Genomic DNA, 13,753 nt, shown 5'->3' on the forward strand with positions numbered 1-13,753 from the left:
GCGAGACCCCATCCACTCGATAGTCTCTGGGTCGGTAAGGACAGCTTCGTTGGTCAAGCTCCCTGGAATGTTCATCAGGGTGTCGAAATAGCCGAGCAGCTCCTCGATGGGGCGCTTGCGCTGCCACCAAGGAGTGCCATCGGCCTTGGAACCTACTAGCTCCCAGTGGAAGTACTCGTAGGCCGAGAAGTTCAGAATGTGCTGGCAGTCCCAGCAGATCGCTGACCAATAGCGGTCAACGATCTTGATCAGTTTCCCAGTTGCTCTTCGCCGGTAGTCCCGAACATGTGCTTGAGGTAGAGAACGTTGAAGTTCTCCCAGACGTGCTGCGGCAGAGCGTCGAACAGCTCATGCACGGCGTCGTACTGGTCTCCGAAGAGGGCCCGCTCCCCTGCCTCGACAGTGGTGGCTGCACGCCACGCGTCGATCTGGGTCTTCGTCGGCTCCAGGAGAGTGATCCCCTTGACCACCAGCGGCGGTACGTGGTTCTCGGTCTGGAGCTTCGCCCAGATCTCGTCTACCTCGTCAACCGCGTTGGTCTCTGCATCGCGCACCGCTGCTGCGGCTGCGCCCTTTACTGCTGCCATTCGATCTGCTCCGTTCGAATTTGATTGTGTTTACTGCGCTTGGAAACCCCGGTCCCCCAACCGAAGTCGGGGAACCGGGGCTCAAGAGTTGGGTCAGCTGACGGTGAAGCTGATGGTCGCGGTCTTGCCTGCGTACGACGCGGTCACCGTTGCGGTACCGGCCAGCAGAGGCGTCACCAGTCCGGTCTTGTCGACCTTCACAATGGTCGGGCCAGTGGTGACCGTGTACTTCGCCAGAGGCGTGTAGTTGATGCCGTTGTTGGCGGTCACGGTGACCTGGCCGGTCTCAACAGTCGACAGGGTCAGGGCGGTGTCGACGGCGTGCGCAGTCAGCGAGGCGACTGGGGCCACGAAGCCGGTCTTGTCGACCAGCTTCAGCCAGCCTGGGCCACACCAACCCTGCAGAACGGCGAACCCGAGGTCCGAGTCCTTGAACGCCTGGAAGGTCATCCCGTACGTGTAGGCGTCGTCGTCCTTGCTGTCCTGCGAGTCGACATCGACCAGCTTGACGCGAGGCATGATGTAGTACGTGAACAGGTCAGCACCGTTCACGTCGTCGGCCGCAACCAGGTAGGCGCGGTAGTAGACGTTGTCCGGCAGGGTCGGAGCGATGATGGTCACGCCACCGTTCGCCGACACGGTCAGGTTCGTCTCATCGAAGACAGTGCCCCAGAACTTCTCCAGGACAACCTTGTTGGTCTCCAGGAAGTTCGCCTTGAACTTAACCGAACGCTTGGAGATGATGGTGCGGACGGGCTCCGCGTCTCCGTAGCCCTCGATGTCCTTCGAGGTGATGTCGTGGGTCAGCGACACACCCGCGCTCTTCTCGATGACGCCCGCCGACTCGGCGGTCTCGGGCAGGATCAGCTCACCAGTGGTGAGATCCTCCAGGGTCTGTACGGCATCGTTATCGATGTCATCGAACAGAATCGCGAAGTGCAGGTTGGCACGGACCAGCTCGTTGTGGGCGTCCCGAATGGTCTCGAAATCAGCCATTGTGTTTGAATCCTCTTATCGGGGAAGGGTGTTCAAGACCTTGCGGTAGTTCGGCAGAGACTCCGATTCGCGGAGGCCGATCTTGAACGTGACGGGGATGAACTTTTCGTCCACTAGGCGCTCAGGGATGAGCTGCGGACCAAGCCACTCAGCGGAAGACTTGATGGAAGATGAAGTGCCGTCCGAGAGAACGACTTCCACTCCCTTGCAGACCGGCTCCTCCAACATGCGTCGGATGAACTCGATCAACTCCCACGACTCCTTGCGAGTCGGTGTGATGGCCGCGATCTGGACGAGAGCGAAGTCGATGCGAGTGTCTTCGTCGCTCTTTCCTGGCTGACGCCAAACCCGCAGAGTCGGCTGCGTACCTCCGACCGGCTGGCCGGGACTCAGCACGTAATGGCCCTCAGGGAGCCACGTGCAAACGAAGACCTTGTCTCCGAGGAGCCACCGAAAGTACTGGCAAACCAGATCTTCGGCGTCTGTGTATCCGCCCTCGTACCAATCAGGCAGTTCCAACATCGGAATGGGATCGGTCATATGCGAGGCAGGTGTTCGTATAGGGCACCGCGCAGGTCGCCGGAACCCTCGTAGATCGAGTTGTTCTGGCCCGGTGCGGGCGAGTGACGGCCGAACTCATCGGCCACGGCGTAGGGGACGGCGACGGTGATCTGACCGATCCAACGGTCGCCCTCGTAGCCGCCGATGAATACTTCGGCGCGAGTCGAACTCTCCATCAGGCCGGGATGCTCATCGTCGGCGTGCTTACGGGAGATCAGGCGAGTCATGTAGGACTCGTAGACCTTGCCCGTCCACTCAGCCGTGATGTTGAAAAGCCGAGGGCCGACGAGGATCTCAGTGAAAGCTGGGTTGTGCTTCTTGTAGAAGTAAGCGACGTTGCCGTACAGGGCGGGCTGCAGAGGTTCCTCTTCAGCTACCTGGAGCACCGGCCGTTCCTTCCACCTCCACCCATGTGAACTCGGGCTTCGTGCCAGTACGCTGATTCGCGTAGATCCACAAGGGCTTGGAGATCACCCGAAAGACGGTGCCGTCGATCAGGATTCGATCTCCGAAACGAACTCGGATGGGCTGCTTGTTCGGGATCCCGATCTGACCGCTTGTGTCAGAGGACTCCTGGCGCTGCAGCGAAGGGCTGGCGCTCAAGCCGCCGGTGATGATGCCGTGGATCGTGCCGACCTCAGTGCCCTCGGCACCGACGCGGATAACGTTCCCGTCGTCATCGACAGGGTCACCATGCGCATTGCGCTTCGCAGCCCGGTAGACAACTCCGGTTGCGCCGCGCTGCGTCATAGGTGATCTGCCTCGAACCACCCTGGCTCACCAGGGTTGAAGTAAGGGAGTGGCTTGTTGCCTGGACCCATACCGATGTAGCCCAGAGCAAAACAGGGGTCATCGCGGTAGGTGCTCACGGTGAACAAGCCGCCGCCGGGGCGGTAGTACTTGAGGGCCTTCTCCTCAGGGGCCGTGAAGAACCCTGGCGGATAGGCGAGTTGGTTGTACGAGGTCGACTCGGGCCCGCGCACCTCGTAGGTGACACGGCGTGGGTTCTCGAACTCACGCCGTGCCGCCCCGAGAATGATGCCTCGTACGGTGATCGGGAAGGAGTCGTCGTCGCGGTCAGGCCATAGCTTGCCCGAGATCTGACGTGCCCACCCGCTGGCTACGCGGATGATGAACGCTGCACGGGCAGAGTCGTCCGAATCGAACGTCTCGCCCATCCAGGTTGCGAGTTCCGCCGTTGTAGCGAGCGAGTCTGGGAAGTCAGACACGACCTACTCCGATCAGGAAACGGTGATTGCCTTGGTCTTGGTCAGGCCATCGAAGTTCGCGGTGATGGTGGCCGAACCTGCAGCCACACCAGTCACGACACCCTTGGCGTCGACAGTGGCCTTCGTCGGATCCGACGTGGTCCAGGTGACCAGAGAGTCCCCGGCACGCTCATCACCGTTGTTGTCCTCCAGGGACAGAGCGATGGTGTTCGCGCCAGCGGTGTGGCCAACAGTGCCCGCACCAGTCAGAGTGGCGTCGGTGGCCTTGAGGTGGATACGAGTTCCACGCACGAAGTGCGGATCCTCGTCACCGTTGGCGTTCACCGGGTCCACGACGCACTTCACACCCATCCAGGTGTCCACGATGGAACGCTCGGTGGTGGAACCGCTGTCGTAGTCACCCAGCCAGCGCAGGGTCACGCCGTTCTCGGTGGCAACCGTCGAGGTGGCGACCGTGTTGGTGTACGGCTTGCTTGGCGTGCGGGTCAGCATCGCGTACGCGGTGGGGTGCGACAGGTAGCCGTCACCCTGAGCGATCTGCTCGCTGACGATCACGGGGTAGCTGCCCAGGCGACCGATGCTCGCGGTCTGCAGGCGGCTCGCGCCAGCCTCACCGGCCGAGTCGTAGCGCACGAAGCGGTCATCGAGCAGCAGCGCCTCTTCGATGGCCGAACCGACCAGCAGGAAGCGGCCGTCGACCGGCACCTCATGGGTGTTCAGGTAGCGGCGGTTCGAGATGACGCCATTCCAGATGGAGTCGGCGGCGACCGAAGTCACCTTCTCGTACGGAGCCTGCGTGATGAGGTAGGCGATGCCCGCCTCGATCTGCTTGGCCACCGAACGCACCTGGCGAGGCAGAACGTCGGTGCCGAACGAGATCACGTCCAGGTCACGCTCTTCGTCGGTCAGGTCGATGCGGTTGTAGATGACATCGGTCAGCTTCACGTCGACAGTGACCTCAGTCAGGTCACTGGTGACCATGTTTCGGTCAGCGCCGGTAGCGCGGAGCTTGCGAGTGTGGGCAATCGTGTCGACCGGGATGCGGATCGTGATCGTGTCGTTGAACTTGCCAGCGAAGTCGCCGTAGCCGTTCTTCCACACGAAGTTCGACAGCACCAGCTGATGCTGGAGCTGGTCGAGCACACTGGCGATGACCACGGCGGGCTTGATGAAGGCATTTGCCATCGTGTATCTCAGTCCTTAGAGGATGGAAAGGGATTGGGGTCAGCGATGAACGCTGAAACCACCGTTCTTGCGGATCTCTGCGGTGGCATCGCGAATCTGTGCGATCAGTTCCTCATCGGAAGGCTCGCTGCCATTACCGCCACCACCGCTGGATGCCGTTGTCCCGCCGCCGTTCTCGTCCCCAGCGGTTGGAGCTGGAGCCTTGGAAGGGGGAACACGCTTGCCGGTGTTCGAACCGCCCTCACTCAGGGCGTTGAGTAGATTCGTGGCCTGCTCGCGAATCGAGTCCGCGTCACCATCGGTGAGGAAGGCCGTGAGATGAGCTGGGAGCCCTACCTCTTCGGCGATTCCGTTGACCAGCTCCTTGCGGGCGGCCTGGGCCTTGAAGTTGCGAAGCTCTTCCAGCTCCTGCTGCGCGGCAGCCAGATTGGCGTCCCGCTTCTCGTCCTCGCTCATGGCACGTTCTGCCAGAGGCTTGAGGCGAGCAACTTCTGCCTCAAGTGTAGCATTGGTTTGCTGCAGAGGTTCGAGGTTGGCCTTGCGATCACGCGAAAGGCGCTTTGTCACCAGGTTATTCGCCCATGACTCGGCGTCTTCCTTCGTACCGAACTGCCACCAGTTGTTTGCTGCTGGGGGCGTCAGTTCACTGCCGTCTCCACCGTCCGTGACCTCGGGGGTCGTGGTCTCAGTGGTGGCTGCTCCGCCGTCGACAGGTGCGGTCATTTGTATTCTCTTCTTTCCGAACTGTTTTCGGTCGTCCGTGGAACCGTTGCCTGGCTTATGCCAGTTGGTTGATGCGGGTGTTGGCCCACTGCGCCTGAGGCGTGCGTAGGTCCAACCCGTTGGCAGCCAACGCATCACGTCGGTCTGCAAGCTCTTGGCGAATGTCGGTCACGTCGGCCGACTTCTTCTGGTACGGCTTGTACTGGTCGCGGAACTTCTGGGCCTGCTGCTTGTTCGACAGCCAGTACCACTCCTGCGAGACCTTGTCCCACTGGTCGAAGTAGAACTGCGCCTCGGGATCACGCACCGGGTCGTACTTGCCGCCCGACGACTTCTCGGACTTGTACACCGGCCGCAGCTGGCACCGGCAGTGGTTGTGTACCTTCGCCACGTTCGTGTACTCGGCGGGCACGTCAGGGGCTTCGTTGGGCTGCGCGAAGAACTTGTCGGCGTTCGTCAGAGCGCCAGACCAAGGGTTCGTGCGGCCACCCTGGTTGAACGAGTCCTTCTTGAAAACCGCGCCGCGACTTGCCAATAGGGCACAGAACCAGCACGGATTCGAGTCCGTCACGCGGGCGTAGCCGATGATGCGCTTGTCGAAGTACACGATCTGGCCCATGGCACCTCGGCCACCGTTCATGGCCTGCCGGGTTGCCGCGCCCGAGCTGTTCGCCAGCCCGCTGTACATCAGGTCGTCCTCGGGACCAGGCATCGCGGCCTTGATCTCGTAGTTGCCGTTGATCGTCAGCGACGTAGCAACATCAACCGTCGGGAAGTCTTCGAACGTGACCAGGTGGTCCTGGCCGGGGAAGTCAACGACATTGTTCGGAATGAGGGAAGTGTCGAAGCGGGCAGCGGGAACGTTGTTCGGGCGCTCCACGTCGGGTACCTTCATGGCCAGTGGATCCGCGAGCGCATCGGCAGCGAACCGCACGTCCTCCGCAAATACAGCTGCCAGGCGCTGCGACTGCAGGTACGCCGTCTTCACAGAGGGCAGAGCCGCGCTGACCCACAATGGGGTCGTACGATCCAACTCCGTGAACCGCTGGATCGCCCACAGGGGGTACATCTGCAGCGCAAGCCATGCGGCAACCGCCTCCTGATCGTCCTGGTGAGTCGCAGTGCGCCACGCGATGTAAGCCTCAAGTGCTCGTAGCCCCGGATGCGGCTGCTCCTGCTGCTCCTGGGGCGCGGTCACGACTTAGTCGGATTCGGCTGGCCGGTCTTGTTGTTCGTGCCCCGCTGGTTGGCTGGGTTGTTAGGCCCGCCCTTACCGTTCGAGTTGCCAGGCTGAGCACCGCGACCAGCAGCGGCCGACACCTTCGCGGCGGCAGCGGTCGCGTCAGCGCCCATCTTGGCGGTCTTGAGCGCCGTATCCTGCTGCAGCTCGGCGATTTCCGTGTTGACCGGAGGAGCCACGGGCGCACCAGTCGCCGTATCCACGCCCAGGTCGGTGATGGTCTTGCCGACCACCTCGCGCAGGTACTTCGACGTGGGATCGTCGTCCAGGACATGCTCACGCCAAGCGTCCACCTCGGACTGCTCGACACCGGGAATCTTGTTCCAAGCAGCCCACTTCGGCACACCGAGCTGGGTGACGATCTTGCCCCAGGCGTCCGCGAACTGCGCCAGGGAGCGCACCTCAACGTCCTGCCAAGTAACGCGGGCAGTGAAGTCATCAGCGTCGTCATCACGGCCCTCAATGAGGGCAGCGAGTCGCATCACCTGTGCGTGCGCCTCGCCCATGACCGTCTGCTTCTCGAAGAGACGCTGGTACGTCTGCCGACGAGCGCCGTCCAGGGCGTCGGCTGCGACGTTGACGACCTGGCCCATGAGGTTGGGCGGCAGCTGCATGACAGCCGCGAACGTCTCCAGGTCGGCCTTGTAGGCGCTGATGAACCCCTCCATGGAGGTTTCATCGAGAGTGCCGAACTTTGCCTGGACATCGGAGGCAATGAGGATGTCCTCGTTGCCGATCCGAATCTTGTCCTGCTCAACGCCTTCCGGCGTGTCGGCCTGCTCCAGGCCGGTGGCCCAGCGCACCTTGAAGCTGTTGAAGTGCTGCACCATCAGGCGGTCGAACGCCGTCTTATCGATACGAGCAGCGATGTCGATGACCGGCTCCACGTCGCCCCAGCAGCGACCATGAAGGTCGATCTGGTTCACGTAACGCACGAACGGCGGCATGCCGTAGGTGGTTCCGACCTCCGCGCCAACGGTGAGCTTGTTCTTCTCACGCTTGACCGGGATGTAGTTGCCGTCCGGCAGCCACCAGCGGAACGTGCGATCCGGCAGACGCTCCAGCACGTACTGCGGGTACTCATCGAAGTACGGGTCGCTGTACAGCGCGAAGCAGTCCTTCGGCGACGTGGCACGCATCAGCGCCATCGACTTCGTGACCTTGCGGCCGGTCGCCTGATCCTTGGTCTCGATCTTCGCGTCAGTGACGCGGACGTACGAGTAGCCGTAGTTCATCGTGGCGCGGTTGATGGCAAGCTGCTGCATGCCCATCTTGTTGCGGTTCCACGACTCCCACGCCGCCGCATAGTTCTCGGGCTCGCCAGCCTTGCGGTAGCCGTCCACGATCATCTGCTGCGCGAACGTGGTGACGGCCAGAGGCAGCCAGGACGTGCGGGCCATGCGCTGCAGGACGGCACGCTCCGTGTTGCGCTTGAGAGGACGCACCTCGGGCTGACGGCCAGTCCCCCACAACTCAAGCCAGTGGAGACGTTCCTTCTCCTGCTCGAACGCGGCCCACAGCGTCTTGTTCAGGTACTTCTCCAGCTCTGGGCCCTGCAGCCCATCAGCGGGGAGGTCGACACACGGAGGCTCAGCCAGAGGCCCGAAGTGCGCGAAGGGATTTACGTTGCCGTAGGCGTAGGTGGGCGAGTTGTTCGCGATTACGGCGGTCACCAGACACGTCCTCCGCGAGGCTTACCCTCGTAGGGCTTCTTCTCCACGACGGACTCAGCTCGCTTCATGTTGAGGCCCCAGAGGGCGTAGGTGATGGCGCAGACGCCAGTGATGTCGATGGACGTATCAGCGCGGGTCCAGCCCCAGCCGTTGTATTCGTCCTCGCCGACCTTGCCGCCGATGTTGTACTTGCGACCGCCATGCAGGCCGTCCTCGACAGTTGTATCGCCAAGGTGGACAAGGGATTCGTCGTCAACGGAGTCGTACAGGAAGCCGGTAGAGAGCGCGATCTCCTTCGCGCCAAACGGAATAACCTCGATACCAAGGGCTTCCAACTCGGGGATCAGCGCACCAGCGCGGGCACCTGACTGGATGCAGACCGCAAGCGGTGGCTCAGACTGGAGCCCCTTGTAGATCGCGTCAATCGCGTCTACGCACCAGGAGACACCTCGGCCGCTGGACTCAATCTCGACCTGCTTACGACCGTCAGCGGTGTATCCAGCGAGGGCGATGGATGCCCTGGATCGATCTGGAGCGGCGTCAACCGCAAGAACAATGCGACTAGTGATCTGCGAATCAGCAACACAGCGGAGCTTCCATTTCTCAACATCGATTGGGGCCTTGATCGAGTTGTCGTGCCACAAGCCGAGGCGCTCACGCGCAAATTCCTTGTCCCCCATGGAGCCACGCTCGACGTTGATGATGTACTCAAGGTCGAGGCGAATGCCCAAGGCGGGGTTGGCCTTGTAGTACTGGTCGACCTCATCGAGTTCGCACTTCTCGTCCGCACACCACTCGAAGAGAGCGATGCGGGCACCGTGCGCCATGCCGCGATCACGGGCCTTGAGGAGGACGGCAGAGTCTTCATTACCCGTCGAGGACGTGTAGATGACTTGAGGGTTCTTCCGCGCCGACAGCGCAGGGATCAGGGCCGCGATCATCTCCGGTTCGAGGTCGTATGCCTCGTCCAGAATGACCAAATCGCCCGAGAATCCACGGATCTGGCCCTTACCGCGGGCCTTGTACAGCAGACGGGCACCGTTCTTGAGGACGATGCCGACCTTGCCGTTACCCGACAGCTTCTGCTTGACGTACTTGTCAAGCGCAGGGCAGTCTTCGATGATCTGGCACATGCGGAGGTACGACTCGTAGGCCGTATCGAACAGATGCGCCGTGTGGATGATCAGGCGTGTGCCGAACAGGAACAGATGGACGATCTCCAGTGCTTCGGTGATCGCCGTCTTGCCATTTTGACGCGGAATGAGCAAAACCGCTTCCAGCGCAGCCCATTTGCGATCCTCACGCTCTCCGAGGAGGTCGCGCAGGATCAACTGCTGCCATGGATCCAGGTGGTATCCGATGGCATTGAGGAATGCGATGGCCTTATCGCCCTTGCTGGCCGCATAGTCAGGCATCCAGTAGTTCGGAGGTACCTGTGCGCCAAGCCGGACGCCCTCAGCGTCGAACCAGTTTCCGGTTTCTTCGCAGAGAGTTGCACCAGTTGCGACCGCCAAGGGTCCAACCGTCCGTTTCTTGGGTAGTCGGCAACGCACGCGTGCCGTAGCTATCGACGTGCGCCCGCCCGACTGTCGTGTGCGGAGCAGTATCAGTTAGATACGCTTGCGCACAGGAGGTTCGGGACGTTGCCTAGTCCGGTAGAGCGAAATCCGCCATCAACTTCGCGATGGGGTCGTCGTCTCCCGTGTCGTCCTCGGTCTTACCGAGTTTGAGTTGCGCCAAGAGCTGGCGCAGGGCCAGGCGCTGTTGACGCGCCTCAGCCAGTACCGGGTTCACCGAGAGGTTGATCTCCACGGCTTGCCCACCAGTTTCAGTCATGGCGACTTGAACGGCCTCGTCGGCGAGCGCAACCCAAACCGTCGAGTTCGAGTTGTACATCCCAGAGAGGCGCTCGATTACGTCTGCCGTGCGGCAGGCTTCGGCCAGGATGAAATACCCGGCCGGGTCAAACGTCGAAGACTCAGTTACCTGTGTCCACAGTTGCTCGCCCCAGGCTCGTAGGCCCCTCGGCGGCTGTGGTGCGGGCATTCTGAATCTCCTTGTACCAGGACCAGTGAACGTCCTGTGCGTGTTCCCAGGCCCTGATCTGGACGCGAAGGGCATAATCCGGCTGCCTTCCGGCAGAAGCGGAATCCGTTGCGTCCTTGGCCTGTTCGAAGTAGAGGTTTCGAAGCTCACAGACATCTGCAGTGATCATCGTCAGCACCTCTTCGAGCGAAGTCTCTTCGCTGATCGGTGGGAGCTTTGCTTGACGCTCTGCGTTGATCGATGGAGTGATCAAGGTTCCTCCTCCTCTTTTCAATTATAGCTGGCAAACTGGTTAGAGGGTCTCGGAGCTTCCCTGTTATCCCCCTTTGGGTCCTCGTACAGTTCCGAATATGACCAACGTGAAGCACCGCTCCAGGAGCCTGCGGATCCGCAAGGGGCTCGACATTTGCCCGGTCAGCGGGAAGCGCAGCTTCGCGAGCCCAGAAGCGGCACAGTCCGAACTTGTTGCAGCGCAGCGGCTTCGGGCAGTGCAACGAAACCCGCACGTAGAGAAGAAGTTCTACCTCTGCATCGACTGCATGAAGTATCACCTGACTAGCGAAGAGAGGTCGCAGAAGTGACCAAGTTCTACACCCTGATCGGGTTCAGTCCCGAGGCGAGCTGCAGCATTGGCTACCGCTATCGCGGACGCACCATCCGCTCCTACTTGGCGCTGGCCACTGCGCGCGGACAACGCACCGCACTCGGCGGGCGGGCGAAGCGTCTCGGCCAGCCGACCGAGGTTCGCATCCTGCGCACCGAGATCCACGAAGATGGCACCGTCGTCACGGAGTGGGTCGAATGATCGCAACCGTGCTCGCCATCATCTACCTGATCGGCGTCGTCCTCGGCATCGTCGTGGGGGTCGCCAACTCCGCTGAGTTGGCGATGGACTTCGGCGACTTCATCCTGCTACTGATGGGCTGGATCGTCGCAGCCGTCGCATGGCCAATCATCCTGCCGCTCTACCTCATCTACGAGTGGCTCTCATGAGCGCCAAGCCGACGAAGAAGGATCTGGAGAAGCTCCTCAAGAAGGCCGTCGAGCAGCTCCGAGAGGCTGAGAACACCCTGGACGACGCCGAAGAAGCGGCCTGGCAGCTGACCGCTGACGCCGAAGGCAAGGGCGTCAAGAAGGCCGAGGAGCAGCACTCGCGGATCTCGCTATTGGCCAGCCTCGCGTGGGACATTCGACGCTTGGTGGAGCAAGCCCTATGAGCGCACAGATCAGCGTCCTGGTCGAGTACATCGACGGAAAGCCCACGCTCAAAATGGGTTACGGCCGGGAGTGGAACTGGAAGATCCGGCTCTTCACCCGCACCAAGGACGCGCACAACTACCGCGAGGACGTGCTCAACCCCAAGCTGCCCCGCTACGTTGGCCCCACCAACGGCCGCGACATCCGCGTGCTGACCGTCGTCATACCCGACGACGGGCCTGTCGGCGAAGGGATCTGGCCCAACCTGGTGCCCACCCCGGCGGTGAGCTGGTCATGAGCGCCCCACCGAACAAGAGCTGGCAAGGTCTTCCCAACGATCCAGCCAAACCGCTTCCCGAGGGGTGGTTTTGGCGGGTTCGCCGCAACCCCGAAGGGCATGGGGAGATCCGGCTGGAGCTGGTCGACGGCGAAACGGAAGATGTCGTCAAGTGGCACTACGTCGCCCCGTACCAGGTCCGCAGTGAGACAGCTCTCCAGAGGTGGGTCTGGGAACACGCCCACCTCATCTGGGACGAGCTGTGGCGAGAAAAGGAACTCGACCGCTGGCTGGAGGCGAAATCATGGCAATGAAATGGGTCAGCGCCGCCGCTGACAACCCCGGCTACTCCGTCTGGCACTCCACCCCAGAACGAGACCCCAATGTGCAGTACATCATTCGGCAGAAGCGCAAGACACGCGACTTCACGCCCGTTGGGTGGATCGTCTACGTCCGGTCCAGCAAGACGGAGCCACTACGAACCATCTACGGACCCGCAGCCACCCTCAAAGAGGCCAAGGAGTTCGTAGAAGACTGGGAGAAGATCCATGGGCAACAAGAGGATTGACCCGACCGTCGCCGAACCGCTCATTCGGATGGCGATCTCCAGTCTCGACAGCGCCATCGGTCGCACGTTCGCCCTCGATCCAGTTCTGCTCGGGACCAACGTGCGCAGGCAGTCGAAGCTCGCGACGGCGCAGAAGCGGATCGCCGAGGCCGACCGGCTCCTGAGGGAGTTCGCCGAGGCCAACGCCATTCCACTGCGCCACACGATGCAGACCTGATGCCCATCCTCGACAAGGCGGGCACGGAGAAGGCGTTCAGATCGGCGACCAGCACCCTCGGCATCGTGAAAGGTCACGTGACGAAACTGGTTGACGACGAACGGACCACCGTCGACCTGCTGCACGCCATCGATGACATCGAAAGCGCCCTGAACGCGGACCTGGAGACCTATCAGGACTGGTACCGCGAACCACCCATCGAAAGGACAACATGACCAAGATCCTCCTCGCCACCCTGGCGGTCGGAGCCATCGTCGGGCTGACGGCATGCGGCAACGCCCAAACCCAAAGTGGCGTCGAACGCTTCCACGTGCAGACCGTGGACGGCGTCAAGTGCATCACCTGGCTGCCATACGACGGTGGCGGCGACGGCGGTTCCATGCAGTGCGACTTCGGCGACGCCAAGTGAGCGGACTCGGCCGTAGGGCAGCCACGGCGACGGCGATCATCGCTCTCGTACTCCTCAGTGCGGCCTGCGGGCCAGCTGCACCTACTCAGCAAGGGCAGACGAGTCAGCAATCGGACTTCGACGGCACCTCAAACGCCCACTGGGTCAACCTGCCGGACGGCGCACACAAGGTGCTCTGCATCTTCGAGTCGACCAGCTACCACAACGGCGGGCCGTCCTGCGACTTCGCCCACGCGCTAGCGAGGTAAATCTCGTGTAACCTCCCCTCTCGGGGGAGACAAAGAGCCCCGACACTCGGTTGAGTGTCGGGGCTCGTTTGTGTCTCACTGCATAGTCACGTATTACCCTTCTCTGCGTTGAGCGCAAGGAACACGAAGGGAACAAAGTGGCACGGGAAGTCAGCATTCGCACGGTTGATGACTTAGACAAAACGCTAGAAGCCAAGAACGTTGAGACCATCGGCTTTCGCGGCTTCATCTACAAGCTAGACCTCACAGATGAGCACTCAGATGAGCTGGTCGCAGACCTCTCGCGCTGGCTCAAGGCGGCACACGCCAAGACGAAGTGGGCAAGAAAGAGCGCAGTAGTCAAGAGGATTGCGCAGCCAGCTAAGAAGACGGCAGGTGAGTTGACTCAAGCGCAGAGACAAGAAGCCCGTGCATGGGGCCGCGCAAACGGATATGAAGTAGCCACAAGAGGCAAGCTAAACCCCGATCTAGTCAAGGCTTATCTCAAAGCGAACCGAAAATAAGGGCCACACAGGGCTTACGTAGCCATGTCACGCCAGCTAACCTATTGGTTGTCTCTTGATGAGTGTTAGCTCCGCCAGGACCGGTGCTAAAACT

Annotated in this window: 25 protein-coding genes; 12 read left to right on the forward strand and 13 right to left on the reverse strand. The window is 61.5% G+C overall.

The window, feature by feature from the left end; translation table 11 throughout:
* Positions 1-248 precede the first annotated feature (248 nt).
* From HNP02_RS35245 to HNP02_RS42330, 13 genes are all read right to left on the reverse strand, one after another.
* Positions 249-587, reverse strand: a complete 339-nt coding sequence (locus HNP02_RS35245) for a hypothetical protein (protein ID WP_184445295.1) — start codon at positions 585-587, stop codon at positions 249-251.
* A 93-nt stretch (positions 588-680) separates the two neighbouring features.
* Positions 681-1,583 carry a hypothetical protein gene (locus tag HNP02_RS35250; RefSeq protein WP_184445296.1) on the reverse strand — a complete coding sequence of 301 codons (903 nt, stop codon included), beginning with the start codon at positions 1,581-1,583 and terminating at the stop codon, positions 681-683.
* A 15-nt stretch (positions 1,584-1,598) separates the two neighbouring features.
* Entirely contained in the window at positions 1,599-2,123 is a 525-nt protein-coding gene (locus HNP02_RS35255) for a hypothetical protein (protein ID WP_184445297.1), read from the reverse strand.
* Positions 2,120-2,530, reverse strand: a complete 411-nt coding sequence (locus tag HNP02_RS35260; RefSeq protein ID WP_184445298.1) for a hypothetical protein — start codon at positions 2,528-2,530, stop codon at positions 2,120-2,122. The genes HNP02_RS35255 and HNP02_RS35260 overlap by 4 nt, the downstream gene beginning before the upstream one ends.
* Entirely contained in the window at positions 2,514-2,894 is a 381-nt protein-coding gene (locus tag HNP02_RS35265) for a hypothetical protein (protein ID WP_184445299.1), read from the reverse strand. Before HNP02_RS35265 ends, HNP02_RS35260 begins: the two co-directional genes overlap by 17 nt.
* The gene (locus tag HNP02_RS35270) at positions 2,891-3,373 is read right to left on the reverse strand and encodes a hypothetical protein (protein WP_184445300.1); all 483 of its coding nucleotides are present in this window, start codon (positions 3,371-3,373) and stop codon (positions 2,891-2,893) included. Before HNP02_RS35270 ends, HNP02_RS35265 begins: the two co-directional genes overlap by 4 nt.
* A 12-nt stretch (positions 3,374-3,385) precedes the next feature.
* Positions 3,386-4,558, reverse strand: coding sequence for a P22 phage major capsid protein family protein (locus HNP02_RS35275; RefSeq protein ID WP_184445301.1), 1,173 nt, complete (start codon positions 4,556-4,558; stop codon positions 3,386-3,388).
* A 39-nt stretch (positions 4,559-4,597) separates the two neighbouring features.
* Positions 4,598-5,281 (reverse strand): DUF4355 domain-containing protein, encoded by a 684-nt coding sequence (locus HNP02_RS35280; RefSeq protein ID WP_184445302.1) that lies wholly within the window; start codon positions 5,279-5,281, stop codon positions 4,598-4,600.
* A gap of 55 nt (positions 5,282-5,336) precedes the next feature.
* Positions 5,337-6,479 (reverse strand): hypothetical protein, encoded by a 1,143-nt coding sequence (locus HNP02_RS35285; protein ID WP_184445303.1) that lies wholly within the window; start codon positions 6,477-6,479, stop codon positions 5,337-5,339.
* Positions 6,476-8,194, reverse strand: a complete 1,719-nt coding sequence (locus HNP02_RS35290; RefSeq protein ID WP_184445304.1) for a phage portal protein — start codon at positions 8,192-8,194, stop codon at positions 6,476-6,478. Before HNP02_RS35290 ends, HNP02_RS35285 begins: the two co-directional genes overlap by 4 nt.
* Positions 8,191-9,708: a terminase large subunit gene (locus HNP02_RS35295; RefSeq protein ID WP_184445305.1), complete on the reverse strand. Its 1,518-nt coding sequence runs from the start codon at positions 9,706-9,708 to the stop codon at positions 8,191-8,193. The genes HNP02_RS35290 and HNP02_RS35295 overlap by 4 nt, the downstream gene beginning before the upstream one ends.
* Positions 9,709-9,841: 133 nt before the next feature.
* A complete protein-coding gene (locus HNP02_RS42325) occupies positions 9,842-10,030 on the reverse strand; it encodes a hypothetical protein (protein WP_221318378.1) in 189 nt (62 codons plus the stop codon).
* A 142-nt stretch (positions 10,031-10,172) separates the two neighbouring features.
* Positions 10,173-10,493 carry a hypothetical protein gene (locus tag HNP02_RS42330; protein WP_221318379.1) on the reverse strand — a complete coding sequence of 107 codons (321 nt, stop codon included), beginning with the start codon at positions 10,491-10,493 and terminating at the stop codon, positions 10,173-10,175.
* A gap of 97 nt (positions 10,494-10,590) precedes the next feature.
* Here HNP02_RS42330 and HNP02_RS35305 point away from each other — a divergent pair, with 97 nt between their 5' ends.
* The 12 genes from HNP02_RS35305 to HNP02_RS35360 all read left to right on the forward strand — a co-directional run bounded on the left by HNP02_RS35305 (position 10,591) and on the right by HNP02_RS35360 (position 13,659).
* Complete coding sequence (locus HNP02_RS35305; RefSeq protein ID WP_184445307.1) at positions 10,591-10,821, forward strand: hypothetical protein; 231 nt, start codon at positions 10,591-10,593, stop codon at positions 10,819-10,821.
* On the forward strand, positions 10,818-11,045 hold the full coding sequence (locus HNP02_RS35310; protein WP_184445308.1) for a hypothetical protein: 228 nt from the start codon (positions 10,818-10,820) through the stop codon (positions 11,043-11,045). Before HNP02_RS35305 ends, HNP02_RS35310 begins: the two co-directional genes overlap by 4 nt.
* Complete coding sequence (locus HNP02_RS35315; protein ID WP_184445309.1) at positions 11,042-11,233, forward strand: hypothetical protein; 192 nt, start codon at positions 11,042-11,044, stop codon at positions 11,231-11,233. The genes HNP02_RS35310 and HNP02_RS35315 overlap by 4 nt, the downstream gene beginning before the upstream one ends.
* On the forward strand, positions 11,230-11,457 hold the full coding sequence (locus HNP02_RS35320) for a hypothetical protein (RefSeq protein ID WP_184445310.1): 228 nt from the start codon (positions 11,230-11,232) through the stop codon (positions 11,455-11,457). Before HNP02_RS35315 ends, HNP02_RS35320 begins: the two co-directional genes overlap by 4 nt.
* A complete protein-coding gene (locus HNP02_RS35325; RefSeq protein ID WP_184445311.1) occupies positions 11,454-11,735 on the forward strand; it encodes a hypothetical protein in 282 nt (93 codons plus the stop codon). The genes HNP02_RS35320 and HNP02_RS35325 overlap by 4 nt, the downstream gene beginning before the upstream one ends.
* Positions 11,732-12,028, forward strand: a complete 297-nt coding sequence (locus HNP02_RS35330; protein ID WP_184445312.1) for a hypothetical protein — start codon at positions 11,732-11,734, stop codon at positions 12,026-12,028. The genes HNP02_RS35325 and HNP02_RS35330 overlap by 4 nt, the downstream gene beginning before the upstream one ends.
* On the forward strand, positions 12,019-12,282 hold the full coding sequence (locus HNP02_RS35335) for a hypothetical protein (protein ID WP_184445313.1): 264 nt from the start codon (positions 12,019-12,021) through the stop codon (positions 12,280-12,282). Before HNP02_RS35330 ends, HNP02_RS35335 begins: the two co-directional genes overlap by 10 nt.
* Positions 12,263-12,499: a hypothetical protein gene (locus tag HNP02_RS35340; protein WP_184445314.1), complete on the forward strand. Its 237-nt coding sequence runs from the start codon at positions 12,263-12,265 to the stop codon at positions 12,497-12,499. The genes HNP02_RS35335 and HNP02_RS35340 overlap by 20 nt, the downstream gene beginning before the upstream one ends.
* A complete protein-coding gene (locus HNP02_RS35345; RefSeq protein ID WP_184445315.1) occupies positions 12,499-12,714 on the forward strand; it encodes a hypothetical protein in 216 nt (71 codons plus the stop codon). The genes HNP02_RS35340 and HNP02_RS35345 overlap by 1 nt, the downstream gene beginning before the upstream one ends.
* Positions 12,711-12,908 (forward strand): hypothetical protein, encoded by a 198-nt coding sequence (locus tag HNP02_RS35350; protein WP_184445316.1) that lies wholly within the window; start codon positions 12,711-12,713, stop codon positions 12,906-12,908. Before HNP02_RS35345 ends, HNP02_RS35350 begins: the two co-directional genes overlap by 4 nt.
* Positions 12,905-13,156: a hypothetical protein gene (locus HNP02_RS35355; RefSeq protein WP_184445317.1), complete on the forward strand. Its 252-nt coding sequence runs from the start codon at positions 12,905-12,907 to the stop codon at positions 13,154-13,156. Before HNP02_RS35350 ends, HNP02_RS35355 begins: the two co-directional genes overlap by 4 nt.
* A 137-nt stretch (positions 13,157-13,293) precedes the next feature.
* Entirely contained in the window at positions 13,294-13,659 is a 366-nt protein-coding gene (locus HNP02_RS35360) for a histone-like nucleoid-structuring protein Lsr2 (protein WP_184445318.1), read from the forward strand.
* The last annotated feature ends 94 nt before the right edge of the window (positions 13,660-13,753 follow it).

Origin of the sequence: Mycobacterium sp. AZCC_0083 (genome assembly GCF_014202335.1) — a bacterium.
Classification (GTDB): Bacteria; Actinomycetota; Actinomycetes; order Mycobacteriales; family Mycobacteriaceae; genus Mycobacterium.

Bases quoted from the DNA above. Each gene is read 5' to 3' on its own strand.
- HNP02_RS35340 (WP_184445314.1), top strand. From the start codon at position 12,263: ATGGGCAACAAGAGGATTGACCCGACCGTCGCCGAACCGCTCATTCGG.
- HNP02_RS35315 (WP_184445309.1), top strand. From the start codon at position 11,042: ATGATCGCAACCGTGCTCGCCATCATCTACCTGATCGGCGTCGTCCTC.
- HNP02_RS35305 (WP_184445307.1), top strand. From the start codon at position 10,591: ATGACCAACGTGAAGCACCGCTCCAGGAGCCTGCGGATCCGCAAGGGG.
- HNP02_RS35350 (WP_184445316.1), top strand. From the start codon at position 12,711: ATGACCAAGATCCTCCTCGCCACCCTGGCGGTCGGAGCCATCGTCGGG.
- HNP02_RS42325 (WP_221318378.1), bottom strand. From the start codon at position 10,030: ATGACTGAAACTGGTGGGCAAGCCGTGGAGATCAACCTCTCGGTGAAC.
- HNP02_RS35325 (WP_184445311.1), top strand. From the start codon at position 11,454: ATGAGCGCACAGATCAGCGTCCTGGTCGAGTACATCGACGGAAAGCCC.
- HNP02_RS35250 (WP_184445296.1), bottom strand. From the start codon at position 1,583: ATGGCTGATTTCGAGACCATTCGGGACGCCCACAACGAGCTGGTCCGT.
- HNP02_RS35255 (WP_184445297.1), bottom strand. From the start codon at position 2,123: ATGACCGATCCCATTCCGATGTTGGAACTGCCTGATTGGTACGAGGGC.
- HNP02_RS35275 (WP_184445301.1), bottom strand. From the start codon at position 4,558: ATGGCAAATGCCTTCATCAAGCCCGCCGTGGTCATCGCCAGTGTGCTC.
- HNP02_RS35280 (WP_184445302.1), bottom strand. From the start codon at position 5,281: ATGACCGCACCTGTCGACGGCGGAGCAGCCACCACTGAGACCACGACC.
- HNP02_RS35345 (WP_184445315.1), top strand. From the start codon at position 12,499: ATGCCCATCCTCGACAAGGCGGGCACGGAGAAGGCGTTCAGATCGGCG.
- HNP02_RS35330 (WP_184445312.1), top strand. From the start codon at position 11,732: ATGAGCGCCCCACCGAACAAGAGCTGGCAAGGTCTTCCCAACGATCCA.
- HNP02_RS35335 (WP_184445313.1), top strand. From the start codon at position 12,019: ATGGCAATGAAATGGGTCAGCGCCGCCGCTGACAACCCCGGCTACTCC.
- HNP02_RS35245 (WP_184445295.1), bottom strand. From the start codon at position 587: ATGGCAGCAGTAAAGGGCGCAGCCGCAGCAGCGGTGCGCGATGCAGAG.
- HNP02_RS35265 (WP_184445299.1), bottom strand. From the start codon at position 2,894: ATGACGCAGCGCGGCGCAACCGGAGTTGTCTACCGGGCTGCGAAGCGC.
- HNP02_RS35320 (WP_184445310.1), top strand. From the start codon at position 11,230: ATGAGCGCCAAGCCGACGAAGAAGGATCTGGAGAAGCTCCTCAAGAAG.